Source organism: Variovorax sp. YR750 (assembly GCF_900109805.1).
Lineage (GTDB): Bacteria > Pseudomonadota > Gammaproteobacteria > Burkholderiales > Burkholderiaceae_C > Variovorax > Variovorax gossypii.
The window spans coordinates 175,113-188,908 of record NZ_FOBJ01000009.1 but is presented as its reverse complement, the minus strand read 5'-3'; the positions used below and the strand labels follow the sequence as shown (position 1 = coordinate 188,908).

The 13,796-nt window shown below is 67.5% G+C and carries 14 protein-coding genes; 11 read left to right on the top strand and 3 right to left on the bottom strand.

Annotated features, from left to right (window positions below; all coding sequences use genetic code 11):
- Nucleotides 1–24 precede the first annotated feature (24 nt).
- The 3 genes from BMY35_RS19795 to BMY35_RS19785 are packed head-to-tail and all read right to left on the bottom strand — an operon-like array spanning nt 25 to nt 3,427.
- The gene (locus BMY35_RS19795) at nt 25–1,233 is read right to left on the bottom strand and encodes an efflux RND transporter periplasmic adaptor subunit (RefSeq protein ID WP_093202651.1); all 1,209 of its coding nucleotides are present in this window, start codon (nt 1,231–1,233) and stop codon (nt 25–27) included.
- On the bottom strand, nt 1,230–2,732 hold the full coding sequence (locus BMY35_RS19790) for an efflux transporter outer membrane subunit (RefSeq protein ID WP_093202649.1): 1,503 nt from the start codon (nt 2,730–2,732) through the stop codon (nt 1,230–1,232). The genes BMY35_RS19795 and BMY35_RS19790 overlap by 4 nt, the downstream gene beginning before the upstream one ends.
- On the bottom strand, nt 2,729–3,427 hold the full coding sequence (locus BMY35_RS19785; RefSeq protein ID WP_256228896.1) for a TetR/AcrR family transcriptional regulator: 699 nt from the start codon (nt 3,425–3,427) through the stop codon (nt 2,729–2,731). The genes BMY35_RS19790 and BMY35_RS19785 overlap by 4 nt, the downstream gene beginning before the upstream one ends.
- Before the next feature lie 158 nt (nt 3,428–3,585).
- Between BMY35_RS19785 and BMY35_RS19780 the strand changes: the two genes are divergently transcribed.
- The 11 genes from BMY35_RS19780 (at nt 3,586) to BMY35_RS19730 (ending at nt 13,766) form a co-directional block, all read left to right on the top strand.
- Nucleotides 3,586–5,127, top strand: coding sequence for a sigma-54 interaction domain-containing protein (locus tag BMY35_RS19780; RefSeq protein WP_093202938.1), 1,542 nt, complete (start codon nt 3,586–3,588; stop codon nt 5,125–5,127).
- Nucleotides 5,124–5,639 (top strand): hypothetical protein, encoded by a 516-nt coding sequence (locus tag BMY35_RS38545; protein WP_218153001.1) that lies wholly within the window; start codon nt 5,124–5,126, stop codon nt 5,637–5,639. The genes BMY35_RS19780 and BMY35_RS38545 overlap by 4 nt, the downstream gene beginning before the upstream one ends.
- A gap of 53 nt (nt 5,640–5,692) precedes the next feature.
- A complete protein-coding gene (locus BMY35_RS19770; protein WP_093202644.1) occupies nt 5,693–6,028 on the top strand; it encodes a hypothetical protein in 336 nt (111 codons plus the stop codon).
- Nucleotides 6,025–6,312, top strand: a complete 288-nt coding sequence (locus tag BMY35_RS19765) for a hypothetical protein (protein ID WP_093202641.1) — start codon at nt 6,025–6,027, stop codon at nt 6,310–6,312. Before BMY35_RS19770 ends, BMY35_RS19765 begins: the two co-directional genes overlap by 4 nt.
- Nucleotides 6,313–6,444: 132 nt before the next feature.
- A complete protein-coding gene (locus BMY35_RS19760; RefSeq protein WP_093202639.1) occupies nt 6,445–7,632 on the top strand; it encodes a substrate-binding domain-containing protein in 1,188 nt (395 codons plus the stop codon).
- Between the two features lie 189 nt (nt 7,633–7,821).
- A complete protein-coding gene (locus BMY35_RS19755) occupies nt 7,822–9,273 on the top strand; it encodes an extracellular catalytic domain type 2 short-chain-length polyhydroxyalkanoate depolymerase (RefSeq protein ID WP_093202636.1) in 1,452 nt (483 codons plus the stop codon).
- Between the two features lie 49 nt (nt 9,274–9,322).
- Entirely contained in the window at nt 9,323–10,087 is a 765-nt protein-coding gene (locus tag BMY35_RS19750) for an ABC transporter ATP-binding protein (RefSeq protein ID WP_093202634.1), read from the top strand.
- Entirely contained in the window at nt 10,084–10,812 is a 729-nt protein-coding gene (locus BMY35_RS19745) for an ABC transporter ATP-binding protein (RefSeq protein ID WP_093202632.1), read from the top strand. Before BMY35_RS19750 ends, BMY35_RS19745 begins: the two co-directional genes overlap by 4 nt.
- Nucleotides 10,809–11,792 carry a branched-chain amino acid ABC transporter permease gene (locus BMY35_RS19740; RefSeq protein ID WP_093202629.1) on the top strand — a complete coding sequence of 328 codons (984 nt, stop codon included), beginning with the start codon at nt 10,809–10,811 and terminating at the stop codon, nt 11,790–11,792. Before BMY35_RS19745 ends, BMY35_RS19740 begins: the two co-directional genes overlap by 4 nt.
- A 16-nt stretch (nt 11,793–11,808) precedes the next feature.
- Nucleotides 11,809–12,876, top strand: coding sequence for a branched-chain amino acid ABC transporter permease (locus BMY35_RS19735; protein WP_093202627.1), 1,068 nt, complete (start codon nt 11,809–11,811; stop codon nt 12,874–12,876).
- Complete coding sequence (locus tag BMY35_RS19730) at nt 12,873–13,766, top strand: alpha/beta fold hydrolase (RefSeq protein ID WP_093202624.1); 894 nt, start codon at nt 12,873–12,875, stop codon at nt 13,764–13,766. Before BMY35_RS19735 ends, BMY35_RS19730 begins: the two co-directional genes overlap by 4 nt.
- Nucleotides 13,767–13,796 lie beyond the last annotated feature (30 nt).

Genomic DNA, 13,796 nt, shown 5'->3' with positions numbered 1-13,796 from the left:
CCTTTGAATTTCTTCTGCCGTTGCTTACCGGGCGGTGGCGGCGGAGGCCGCGGACCTTGCCGGCTGCGCCGCGGCTGCGGGCGCGGGCGCGGGTGCATCCACCACGCGCACCAGGTCGCCGTCGTTGAGGAAGCCCGCGCCCTGCACGATCACCTGGGCGCCGTCGGGCAGCGCGCTGGTGATCTCGATGCGGTCGTTCAGGCGCCGGCCGGTCTGCACCTTCAGCTGCGACACCTTGTTGTCGGGCTTCAGCAGGAAGACGTTGTTGAAGCCGTCGCGCGGCACGATGGAGCTCTGCGGCACCGTCGGCGCGGTGCTGCGGCCCAGTTCGAAGTCGCCGCGCGCGAACATGCCGGCCTTGATGCCGGTGTTCTGCTGCACGTTGGGCAGGTCGACGTACACCAGCGCCGCGCGCGTCTGCGGATCGACCGTGGGCGCAACGCTGCGCACCTTGCCGCGCACCTGCGCGCCGCTGGCGCTGACCACGAAGGCGGTGGTGCCCACGGCGACGCGGCTGAGCTCGGCCGAGGTCACTTCGGCGCGCCATTCGAGGCGGCCCTGGCGGATCAGGCGGAACAGCTCGGTGCCGGCCGACACCACGCTGCCCACCGTGGCGGTGCGCGCCGAGATCACGCCGTCGTCGGGCGCCAGCACCTGCGTGTTGCGCCCGCGCACCTGCTGCGCGGCCAGCACGGCCTCGGCAGCTTCCACGCGTGCCTTGGCAGTCTGCTCGGTGGTCTGGTACTGGTTGATCTGCTGCTGGCTCAGCGCGCCGGTGGCCTGCAGCGTGCGCGCACGCGCGGCGTTGCCCGCCGCGTCGGCCGCGGTGGCACGGGCTTCGGCCAGCGAGGCGCGCGCCTGCGCGATGTCGGCTTGCACCGTCTCGGGTGAGAACACGGCCAGCACCTGGCCCTTCTTCACCAGGTCGCCCACGTTCACGCGCACTTCGGCCAGCTTCAGGCCGTTGGACTCCGAGCCGACCACGGCCTCCTGCCAGGCGGCCACGTTGCCGTTGGCCGCGAGCGTGAGCATCAGCTCGGTGGCCTCGGGCCTGGCGACGGTGACGGTCAGCGCGGGCTTGGGCGAGGCGGCGCCGTCCTTGGCCTTGGCTGCCGCTGCGGGTTCGGCGGTCTTGTCCGCCGGCTTGCCGCGCGTCATGAAGAAGATCGCGGCGATGACGACGACCAGCGCGGCCAGCGCGATGGCGAGGGTGGAACGCTTCATTGTTTTCATGGCGACGTCGCGACCTTGGCGGTCGGTGTGGTGGTCATTGAGGTCGATTCGGAAGAGGAGGGTGCCGCGGCGGACTGGCGGTTCCAGCCGCCGCCCATCGAGCGGTACAGCGCCACCCATGCCTCGGTGCGCTCGCGCTGCAGCGTCACGCGCGCGGTCTGCGCGGTGAACAGCGTGCGGCGCGAATCCTCCAGCTCGAACAGGCTGGCGAGGCCGCTGCTGTAGCGCGCCTGCGTGGCATCGAAGGAGGCCTGGTAGTTCTTCACCGCGGCGTCGGCGTCGGCAGTGCGGGTGTTGGTCGCGTCGAGGTTGACCAGCGCCTCTTCGACTTCGCGCACCGCCTGGCGCACGTTGGCCCGGTAGAGCGACACGGCCTCGGCGTAGCGCGCCTTGGCCGCGTCGGCATTCGCCTTGCGCGCGCCGCCGTCCAGCAGCGGCACGGTCAGCGCAATCGGGCCCACCGTCCAGGTTTCGAGCGACTGGTGCACGCCGCTCACGCGGTACTGCGTGCGGCCGATGGAGCCCGACACCGTGAGCTTGGGATAGCGCTCGGCTTCGGCCGAGCCCACGTCGGCACTGGCCGAAGCCACGCCGAGTTCGGCCGCGTACACGTCGGGGCGCTGCGAGATCGCCTCGGCAGGCACGCTGGCGATGCTGCCCACTGCCGGCAGCGAGCGCTGCGCCGGCGCGGCCGCGAGCTTCTGCTCGAGCGTGGTCTCGTCGATGCCGCTGAGCGCGACCAGCGCCTTGCGCTGCACCGCGCACTGGGCCCGCTGCTGGGTGAGGCGGCCCGATGCGTCGGAGGCGCTGGCGCGGGCAAGCGCTGCATCGGCGGGTGCGGTGAAGCCGGCTTTCGCCGACAGATCGGTGAGCCGCGAGGTCTCGGCGCGCGAGCGTGCGTCCGATTCGGACACGCGCAACTGCTGCTGGCAGGCGCGCTCGGCGAAATAGGCGTTGGCAGTTTCTGCCGCCACGGCGACGCGGGCGTCGTGCCACTTGGCATTGGCGCTGCTCTGCTTGGCTTCGGCGGAATCGCGATCGGCGCGCAGGCGGCCGAACAGGTCGGCCTCCCACTTCGATTGCAGGCCGGCCTGCAGCGTGGTGATCGGCGTGCTGCTCGAGAGTCCGCTCCCGCTGCCCGAGCTTCCGCTGGACAGCCCCACGGGGCCGCGGCTGGCCGATGCGGTGCCGTCGAGGCTCGGCAGCAGCGCGGCGCCGGCCTGCACGCGCGTGAAGCGTGCCTCGGCCACGCGTGCCGCGGCGCTCGCGACGTTGGGGCTCGCGGCCTCGGCGGCGGCGATCAGCTCGACCAGCAGCGGATCGTCGAGCTGGCTCCACCAGTCGGCCAGCGAGGTCAGCGAGCCGCCGTGGGGCAGGGGCGCGTGCCATTGCGTGGGCACAGGCGCCTCGACCTGCGCGGGCGGACGCGTCAGCGCGCAGCCCGAGAGGCCGATGCCCAGGCAGACGGCGGCCAGCAATTCGAGTCGGAGTTTTCTCATTGTTTCTTCTGCTTTCTCTCGGCGCGCCGGCGGGTCGCCTCGACCTCGACCAGCGCCAGCGCATAGGCAGTGAGGCGATCGGCCCAGGCGTCGATGGCGCGCGGCGTGCGCAGCAGCGAAGGGCGGATGGCCTCGATGAAGTCCTGGCTCACGTAGAGCTGCATCGACAGCCCGGTGATCGCGAAGGTCAGGCGGTGGATGTCGTCGTCGGCCCGCTCCACCTTCAGGTGGCGGCACAGCAGGTCGGCGATGGCGCGATGCGGCCCCTTGATGTCGCGCTCCAGCTCCTCGGCCCAGCGGCTGGTGGGCTCCAGCATCTCGCGCATGTGCAGCTGGATGCACTGGCGCACGATCTCGCCCTGCTTGAGCGGGTCGATCATCGACACCATGCAGGTGCGCAGCGTCTCCTCGAGCGACTGGCCGGGCGCGTTGCAGGCGGCGATGAGGTCGCTGGAGTCGCCGCCCATCGGCTCGCTGAAGGTGGCCGCGTACAGCCCCTCCTTGTCGCCGAAGTAGTAGCTGATGGCCGAGATGTTGACCTCGGCCTCGCGGGCGATCTCGCGCGTGGAGGTCTTGGCGAACCCCTTCTGCGCGAAGAGCCGCAGCGCGGTGTGGAGCAGCCGGTGGCGTGCCTCGGCACCGTCTGCGCGCGGTGCGCGGCGAGGTGCCTGGGTGATCGGATCTCTCGCATTCATGGCCGGCATTAGACCATGTGCGAAATCAAACGTTTGATTTACTTAACGTTTGCTGAAGGGTCTTCCGGAAAGCCGAGGAACCTGAGCGCTTGCTGAAGGCGAGGGGTGCCGGACCGGCCCTGCATCGGCTCCGTACCGGGGCGCGCTACGATCCCGCCATGCCCGCCGCTCCCTCTACCGCAACGCCCTCGCTGCCTCTGGACGCAGAAGGAATTCTCGCGCTTGCCGCGCGCTCGATGTTTCATTTGTTTTCGAGCATCAGCCAGGGCATGTTCCTGGTCGACAGCACCGGACGCATCGTGTGGGTGAACGAGGGCTACCGGCGCTTCCTGCCGGCGCTGGGCTTCTCGTCCATCGACGAGTTCATGGGCCACATGGTGGAGGACGTGATTCCCAACACCCAGATGCGGCGCGTGCTCGAGACCGGCGAGCCCATACTGGTCGACCTGCTGACCAACAAGGCCGGCACCTTCGTCGTGAGCCGCATCCCGCTGCGCGAGGAGCCGGCGGGCGGCGAGGGCGGCATGGGCAAGGTCATCGGCGCCATCGGCATCGTGCTGTTCGACCAGCCCGAGACCACGCTGCAGCCGCTCATCAGCAAGTTCGCGCTGCTGCAGCGAGACCTCGACGATGCGCGGCGCGAGCTCGCGAGCCAGCGCAACAACCCGCTCTACCAGCATGCTGCCGACGGGCAGCGGCGTTCCAAGTACACCTTCGCGAGCTTCATCGGCAGCAGCCCCGCCGCGGTGGAGGTGAAACGGCATGCGCGGCGCGCGGCGCAGTCGACCAGCCCCGTGCTGCTGCTGGGCGAGACCGGCACCGGCAAGGAACTGCTGGCGCATGCCATTCATGCCTCGTCCGCACGTGCCAAGGGCCAGTTCGTCAGCGTGAACATCGCGGCCGTGCCCGACACGCTGCTCGAAGCAGAGTTCTTCGGCTTCGCGCCCGGCGCCTTCACCGGCGCCGACCGCAAGGGCCGCGAAGGCAAGTTCAAGCTGGCCGACGGCGGCAGCCTGTTCCTCGACGAGATCGGCGACATGCCGCTGGGCCTGCAGGCCAAGCTGCTGCGCGCGCTGCAGGAAGGCGAGATCGAACCGCTGGGCTCCAACAAGCTCGTGCCCTTCGACGCGCGCGTGATCGCCGCCACCTCGCGCGACCTGCCCGAACTCGTGCGGCGCGGCCAGTTCCGCGAAGATCTGTACTACCGCCTCAACGTGCTGCCGCTGCGCGTACCGCCGCTGCGCGAACGGCGTGCGGACATTCCCGCACTGGTCGAGGCACTGGGTGAAGACATGGCGCTGCGCAGCGGCGAGGCTCCGCCCGAGCTCACGCCCGACGCGCTGGCGCTGCTCGCGGGCCAGCACTGGCGCGGCAACATCCGCGAACTGCGCAACGTGCTGGAACAGGTGACCATGCGAAGCGACTCGCAGCGCATCGACGCCGTGCAGCTCGAACGCATCCTGCGCGAGGCCGGGCTGGAGCAGATCGAGCTGCCGGCCACTTTGCAGAGCGCGCACGATGCGGACGAAGAAGCGGCCTTGCTGCGCCCGCTCGCGCAGCAGGTGGCCGAACTCGAGCGCAAGGCGATCGCGGCGGCGCTGGCGTCCACCGGCGGCAACAAGCTGGCGACGGCGCGGCTGCTCGGGATTTCGCGTGCGACCTTGTACGAGCGGATGACGAGCCAGGAGCGGTCGGCGTGAATCCGTTGCTCGCCATGCGCAGGATCGGTCGTGCCGATATCGAGATTGGCGAGCGCTTGATTTCCGTCGAAATGTCGTATCCGGAGTTCGTGAGGCGGTTTGGCGACAAACATTCGGATCACCCCGCCGATTGGGATGCGCCAGGGCCAGTGGAGCTCTGGTTCTTCGAGCTTCCATGGGGGCACAAGATCACCATCGAGCGTCACAAGTCCATCGATTGGTTCAACATCTATCTCGAGTCTCTGGAGATCGAGGCCGTGCTCGACTTTCTGGAACTGAGAGCTTTCGAGACGCACGTTGAGGCGTACATGGTGGATCTGTTGAGGGCCAGGTATCCCGTCTACACGAAGGATCTGGGGCCCTGCCGCCTCTTCCGGCTGGACGACAACGGCAATCGCATCCTGATGCACGAGTACGAGAGTCGCCGTGTTGCCGACTATTACCAGCGCGTCTACGAGGCTCGGGGCCACAAGCAGCTTTACTGGGTGGAGTGTGCAGAGCATGAGCACTGAGCCGACACCAAGCGATACTCCCGCTCCCGTACACAACCCCGGCGTCATATCCGATGAAGAAGGCCCTTGCCCGCACCACCGCCTGTCTTGCTCTTTGCGCTGCGGCCAGCTTCGCCAACGCCGCACCCCAGTGCTCCAGCGACGCAGTCGTCCGCGCGAAGAAACTCCTGACTTTCCATTTCGGCGAAGACGACCGCATCAGCATCAGTCCCGACGTGAAGGAGCTGCCGTCCATCCGCAATCCCGCGAACAGCAAGCAGCAGTTCAAGGTGCTCGAGGTCTGGGGATCGATCTACAAGGGCAACTATCGGATGAGGCTGATCTACTACGTGTCGGGTGCCGACTGCACTCTGATGGGCCAGGAAGTCCTGGAGTACGCGAGCCTGTGAGCATCAAGGCGCTGCGCTCCACCTTCGGGCCGAACTGCCATTGGTGCGGCCTGCCCATGGATTTCGACGAGCCCGCGGGGCGGCCGGAGTCCGCCACCATCGAGCATCTCGTCGACTCGACCTTCGGCGGCATCCGCTCGTCGAAGCACCGTCGGCTGGCGCACGCGGCGTGCAACCATGCGCGCAACGAGTTCCGCATGCAGGCCGAGCGCCAGTTCGAGCAGTGGATCGCGCAGCGCCGGGCCTCCGCGAAAACCCTGACTGAAAATCAGACAAATGTTTGAAATTCAGGCAATGCAAGTGTTCTGAATTCAGCCTGAGGGCGTTTCTCCCGAATGAAGAAACGTTTGTTATCAATGGCTTAGAGGATGGCACGGAGTGTGCAATATTCAGTCACCTTTTTCAGGAGACAAAGAATGAACCGTCGCCACCTCGTCGCGCTGGCAGCGCTCGCCACCTGTGCCGCAGCCGCCCCGGCATGGGCCCAGTCCAACGAAATCCGCATCGCCCACATCTACAGCAAGACCGGCGCGCTGGAGGCCTACGGCAAGCAGACCCAGACCGGCTTCATGATGGGCCTGGACTACGCCACCGGCGGCACGATGACGATCAACGGCAAGAAGCTCGTGGTCATCGAGAAGGACGACCAGGGCAAGCCCGACCTCGGCAAGTCGCTGCTGGCAGCCGCGTATTCCGACGACAAGGCCGCGCTGGCCGTCGGCCCGACCGCCTCGGGCGTCGCGCTCGCGATGCTGCCCGTGGCCGAGGAATACAAGAAGATCCTGATCGTCGAGCCCGCCGTGGCCGATTCGATCACCGGCGACAAGTGGAACAAGTACATCTTCCGCACCGGCCGCAATTCGAGCCAGGACGCGATCTCCAATGCGGTGGCCGTCGACAAGCCCGGCGTGACCGTCGCCACGCTGGCGCAGGACAACGCCTTCGGCCGCGACGGCGTGAAGGCCTTCGGCGCCGCGCTCAAGAAAGCCAAGCTGGTCCATGAGGAGTACCTGCCGCCCACCACCACCGACTTCACGGCCGGCGCGCAGCGCCTGATCGACAAGCTGAAGGATCAGCCGGGCCGCAAGATCATCTGGATCGTCTGGGCCGGCGCGGGCAACCCGTTCAAGATCGTCGACCTCGACCTCAAGCGCTATGGCATCGAGATCGCCACCGGCGGCAACATCCTGCCGGCCATGGCCGCCTACAAGGCGCTGCCGGGCATGGAGGGCGCTGCCTACTACTACTTCGGCATTCCGAAGAACCCGGTGAACGAGGCGATGGTGTCGGCGCACTACAAGGAATTCAAGACGCCGCCGGACTTCTTCACGGCCGGCGGCTTCTCCGCCGCGATGGCGGTGGTGACGGCGCTGAAGAAGACCAACGGCGACACCAACACCAACAAGCTCATCAGCACCATGGAAGGCATGAGCTTCGACACCCCCAAGGGCAAGATGACCTTCCGCAAGGAAGACCACCAGGCGATGCAGTCGATGTACCACTTCAAGATCAAGGTCGACCCGGCGTTCGCCTGGGGCGTGCCCGAGCTGGTGCACGAGATCAAGCCTGAAGAGATGGACATCCCCATCAAGAACAAGCGCTGAGCACCACGGCGTAGATCGTTCCCCTGACCCGCGCGGCGCCCGAGGAGCGCCGCCCGTTTTTCGCCCCGGATGGCCGCCGGGCGAAGCGCCAGCCTGCGCCTTTTCGCGGCGGCGTGTTGTTCCCACGGCCGATTCGATTCGTCAGTCAGCAAAGCAAGCGTTCGATACCCACAACACAAGGAGACAGCGATGCCAGCGATGAAATGGAAGAACTGGAAGGGACTTGCCGCGGCCGCGGCAATGACGGTGGCGGCGCACGCCGCGCAGGCGGCGGTGCCGCTGCCTGCGCTCGGCGCCAACCCGGCGGAGGTGAGCGTGTCGGGCCTGTCGGCCGGCGGCTTCATGGCGGTGCAACTGCACGTGGCCTATTCGGCCACCTTCAAGCGCGGCGCCGGCGTGGTGGCGGGCGGCCCGTACTACTGCGCCGAGGGTTCTGTGGTCAACGCAACGGGGCGCTGCATGACGCACAGCACCAGCATCCCGGTGTCCTCGCTCGTGAGCACCACCAACAGCTGGGCCGCCAGCGGTGCGATCGACCCGGTGTCGAACATGAGCAACTCCAAGGTGTACATGTTCTCGGGCACCTCGGACAACACCGTCAAGCAGCCGGTGATGGACGACCTCAAGACCTACTACCAGAGCTTCGTGCCCGCGGCCAACGTCGCCTACAAGAACAACATCGGCGCGGGCCACGCGATGGTCACCGACGACTACGGCAGCGCCTGCAGCACCACGGCCGCGCCTTACATCAACAACTGCGGCTTCGACCTCGCGGGCGAGATCCTCACGCAGCTGTACGGCCCGCTGAACCCGCGCAACAACGGCACGCTCGGCGGCACCTTCACCGAGTTCAACCAGTCGGAGTTCATCAGCGGCCACGGCATGGCCGCCACCGGCTGGATCTACGTGCCGCAGGCTTGCACCACCACCTCGTGCCGCGTGCACCTGGTGCTGCACGGCTGCAAGCAGAACTACACCGACGTGAGCGACCAGTACGTGCGCAAGACCGGCTACAACCGCTGGGCCGACACCAACAACATCGTGCTGATCTACCCGCAGACCAGCACGGCGGCCACCAACAGCTGCTGGGACTGGTGGGGCTACGACAACGCCAACTACGCGAAGAAGTCCGGTCCGCAGATGGCGGCGATGAAGGCGATGATCGACCGCGTCACGGGCTCCTCGGGCGGCAGCGGTCTTCCGGCGCCCACCGGCGTGGGCACCTCGGGCGCCACCGCCAGCAGCATGGTGATCGCCTGGAATGCCGTGAGCGGCGCCAGCGGCTACAACGTGTACCGCGGCGGCAGCAAGGTCAACGCCTCGCCGGTGACTGCCACCAGCTACACCGACAGCGGCCTGGCCGCGTCGACCACCTACAGCTGGACCGTGGCCGCGCTGAACGCGAGCAACGTCGAAGGCACCATGTCGTCGGCCGCCACCGGCACCACCACCGGGGGCGGCAGCGGCGGCACCTGCTATACCGCCAGCAACTACACGCACACCATCGCCGGGCGCGCCTATGCCTTGTACGGCCTGACCTATGCGTACGGCTCGAACCAGTCGATGGGCCTGTGGAACATCTACGTGACGACCACGCTGAAGCAGACGGGCCCGAACTACTACGTGATCGGCACCTGTTGAGGCAGGCCGGTCTTCATTCCTGTTTTCCGATTCGCAATGACCAACAACGATGCTTGAGACCCGAGATCTGACCATCCGCTTCGGTGGGCACGTGGCCGTCAACAGCGTGAGCTGCGCCTTCGCGCCGGGCACGCTGACGGCCATCGTCGGCCCCAACGGGGCGGGCAAGACCACCTACTTCAACCTGATCTCGGGCCAGCTCAAGGCGAGCGCGGGCACCGTGTCGCTCGATGGGCATTCGTTGTCGGGCCTGTCCCCCTCCGCGCGCACGCACGCGGGGCTGGGGCGGGCCTTCCAGCTCACCAACCTGTTTCCCAACCTCACGGTGCTCGAGAACGTGCGCCTCGCGGTGCAGGCCACGCGCGATGGCGCGCACCGGCGCGGGCTCAACCTGTGGAGCATCTGGAGCGACCACAAGGCGCTGACCGAGCGCGCCGACCAGATCCTGGCCGAGGTGGCGCTGAAGTCGCGCGAGCACGCCACGGTGGCGAGCCTGCCGCACGGCGACCAGCGCAAGCTCGAGGTGGCGCTGCTGATGGCGCTGGAGCCCAAGGTCTTCATGTTCGACGAGCCCACGGCAGGCATGAACGCGGCCGAGGCGCCCGTCATCCTCGACCTGATCCGCAAGCTCAAGAAGGACAAGACCAAGACCATCCTGCTGGTCGAGCACAAGATGGACGTGGTGCGCGAACTCGCCGACCGCATCATCGTGCTGCACAACGGCACGCTGGTTGCCGACGGCGAACCGGCCGAGGTGATCGCCTCGCCGGTGGTGCAGGAGGCCTACCTGGGCGTATCGAAGGAGGCCGCATGAGCACGAACAATCTGCTGACCCTCGAGGGCGTGCACACGCACATCGGGGCGTATCACATCCTCCACGGCGTCGACCTCGCCGTGCCGCGCGGCCAACTCACGATGCTGCTGGGCCGCAACGGCGCGGGCAAGACGACCACGCTGCGAACCATCATGGGCCTTTGGCATGCATCACAGGGCAGGGTGCGCTTCGGCGAAAAAGAAATCACCACCCAGCACACGCCGCAGATCGCCGGCCTGGGCATCGCCTACGTGCCCGAGAACATGGGCATCTTCTCCGACCTCACGGTGAAGGAGAACATGCTGCTGGCCGCGCGCGGCGCGAAGAACGCGGCGCAGATCAACGACACGCGGCTGAAGTGGATCTTCAAGCTCTTTCCCGCGGTCGAGAAGTTCTGGAATCACCCGGCGGGCAAGCTCTCGGGCGGGCAGAAGCAGATGCTGGCCGTCTCGCGCGCCATCGTGGAGCCGCGAGAGCTGCTCATCATCGACGAGCCCAGCAAGGGCCTGGCGCCAGTGATGATCAACAACATGATCGACGCCTTCGCCGAGCTCAAGCGCAGCGGGGTGACCATCCTGCTGGTGGAGCAGAACATCAACTTCGCCCAGCGACTGGGCGACACCGTCGCGGTGATGGACAACGGCCGCGTGGTGCACGCCGGCTCCATGGCGGAGTTCTCCGCCGACGCGCAACTTCAGCAATCGCTGCTCGGACTGGCTCTATGAAGAAACTCGAATTCGACTGGCGGCCGCTGCTGCTCGCACCGGTGCTCGCGCTGGTCGCGCTGCCGCTGACCGGCTCCTTCTCCACCTGGCTCACGCTCACCGTGGCGGGGCTGGCCATGGGCATGATCATCTTCATCATCGCCTCGGGCCTCACGCTGGTGTTCGGCCTGATGGACGTGCTGAACTTCGGCCACGGCGTGTTCATCGCGCTCGGCGCTTTCGTGGCGAGCAGCGTGCTCGGCCTGATGGGCGACTGGACCGGCTCGGGCGAGCTGTGGCGCAACCTCGTGGCGGTGTTCCCGGCGATGCTGGTCGCGATGGCCGTGGCCGGCGCAGTGGGGCTGGCCTTCGAGCGCTTCATCGTGCGGCCCGTGTACGGCCAGCACCTGAAGCAGATTCTCATCACCATGGGCGGCATGATCATCGGCGAAGAGCTCATCAAGGTGATCTGGGGCCCGGCGCAGATTCCGCTGCCGCTGCCCGAGGCGCTGCGCGGCTCGCTGCTGGTGGGCGATGCGGCCATCAGCAAGTACCGCCTGCTCGCGGTGGCCGTGGGCGCCGTCGTCTTCGGCGTGCTGGCGTGGACGCTGGGCCGCACCAAGATCGGCCTGCTCATCCGCGCCGGCGTGCAGGACCGCGAGATGGTCGAGTCGCTGGGCTACCGCATCGGGCGGCTCTTCGTCGGCGTGTTCGTGGTGGGCAGCGCGCTGGCCGGCCTGGGCGGCGTGATGTGGGGGCTGTTTCAGCAGAACCTGGTGCCGCAGATGGGCGCGCAGGTCAACGTGCTGATCTTCATCGTCATCATCATCGGCGGGCTGGGCTCGACGGGCGGGGCGCTCATCGGCGCGCTGCTGGTGGGGCTGATGACCAACTACGTGGGCTTCCTGCTGCCCACGCTCACGCAGTTCGCGAGCATCTTCCTGATGGTGGCCGTGCTGCTGTGGCGCCCGCAGGGCGTGTACCCGGTGGCCAACCGCTGAAGAGGAGGGCGAAAACATGTTCCTGAAACGACTCCTCTCCAACGACATGCCCCGCAGCCGGCTGCTTGCGCTGCTGCTGCTCGCGGTGTTCATCGCGCTGGCCTTCGCGCCTTTCATCTTCCCGGGCGTGAAGGCGCTCAGCGTCGCGGCCAAGATCCTGGTGTTCGTGGTGCTGGTGGCCAGCTTCGACCTGCTGCTGGGCTACACCGGCATCGTGAGCTTCGCGCACACCATGTTCTTCGGCATCGGGGCCTATGGCATCGCCATCTCGGCCTCCCGGCTCGGGCCCAACTGGGGCGCGGTGCTGGTGGGGCTGGGCGCGTCGCTGGCGATCTCGCTGGTGCTCTCGTTCGCCATCGGCCTGTTCTCGCTGAGGGTGCGAGCGATCTTCTTCGCGATGATCACGCTGGCCGTGGCCTCGGCCTTCCAGACGCTGGCCTCGCAGCTGTCCGACTTCACCGGCGGCGAGGACGGCCTGACCTTCAAGCTGCCCGAGCTGATCTCTCCGAGCTTCGAGTTCGCGGAAGAGCCTTTCCTCGGCGTCTCGCTCGACGGACGGCTGCTTTGCTACTACCTGCTGTTCGTGGCGGCGGTGGTGCTGGTGCTGGCGCTGCTGCGCATCGTGAACTCGCCCTTCGGCCGCGTGCTGCAGGCCATTCGCGAGAACGAGTTCCGCGCCGAGGCCATCGGCTACCGCGTGGTGGTCTACCGCACCACGGCCGCCGTGCTGTCGGCGCTGTTCGCCACGCTGGCCGGCGCGATGCTCGCGATCTGGCTGCGCTACAACGGACCGGACACCTCGCTGAGCTTCGAGATCATGATCGACGTGCTGCTGATCGTGGTGATCGGTGGCATGGGCACCATCTACGGCGCGGCCATCGGCGCGGTGCTCTTCGTGGTGGCGCAGAGCTACCTGCAGGACCTGCTGCGCATCGGCAACGAAGCAGCGAGCGGCCTGCCTTGGCTGGCGGCGCTGCTGTCGCCAGACCGCTGGCTGTTGTGGCTGGGCGTGCTGTTCGTTCTTTCCGTCTATTACTTCCCCACCGGCATCGTCGGAAAACTGCGAGCGAGAGCGGCGCGATGAGCGACAACCACAACAATCAGATTCCAATCTCGCGCTATGCGCAGCTCGCGGGCCGCGAGATCCACTGGCTCGAATGGGGCTCGCCCGAGGCGCCCGTGGTCATCGCCTGGCACGGCCTGGCGCGCACCGGACGCGACATGGACGAGCTGGCGCAGCACTTCGCGTCGCGCGGATTCCGCGTGATCTGCCCCGACACCATCGGCCGGGGCCTGAGCCAGTGGAGCCCGCTGCCCGACGAGGAATACACGCTCGCGTTCTATGCGCGCATCGCCAACGCGCTGTGCGACGAGCTGCGGCTGGGGCGGGTGCACTGGGTCGGCACCTCGATGGGCGGCGCCATCGGCACCGTCTGCGCCTCGGGCCTGTTCGAGCCGCGCATGAAGGCGCGCATCGCGAGCCTGGTGCTCAACGACAACGCGCCCGAACTGGCGCAGCCCGCCATCGAGCGCATCCGCGCCTACGCGGGCAATCCGCCCGCCTTCGACACGGTGGCCGAGCTGGAGGCCTTCTTCCGCACGGTCTACAAGCCCTACGGCTGGCTCAGCGACGCGCAATGGCGCCGGCTGACCGAGACCTCCACGCGCCGCCTGCCCGACGGGCGCGTCACGCCGCACTACGACCCGGCCATGGTCCGGCAGTTCAGCGCGCACGACAACGACTACCTGATCTGGCCGCACTACGACGCCATCGAGGTGCCGGTGCTGTGCCTGCGCGGAGCCGAGTCCGACCTGGTGCTGCCCGGCGTGGTCGAGGAGATGAAGCGACGCGGCCCCGGCGTGGCCGGCAGGTTGCAGGTGATCGAAGTTCCTGCCTGCGGTCACGCTCCCGCGCTCAACGTGCCCGAACAACTTGAGCCCATCGAGGGGTTTATCCGCGCGGCCGGTCGCTGAGGCTGCGGCGGCGGGACAATCGCCGCCCAC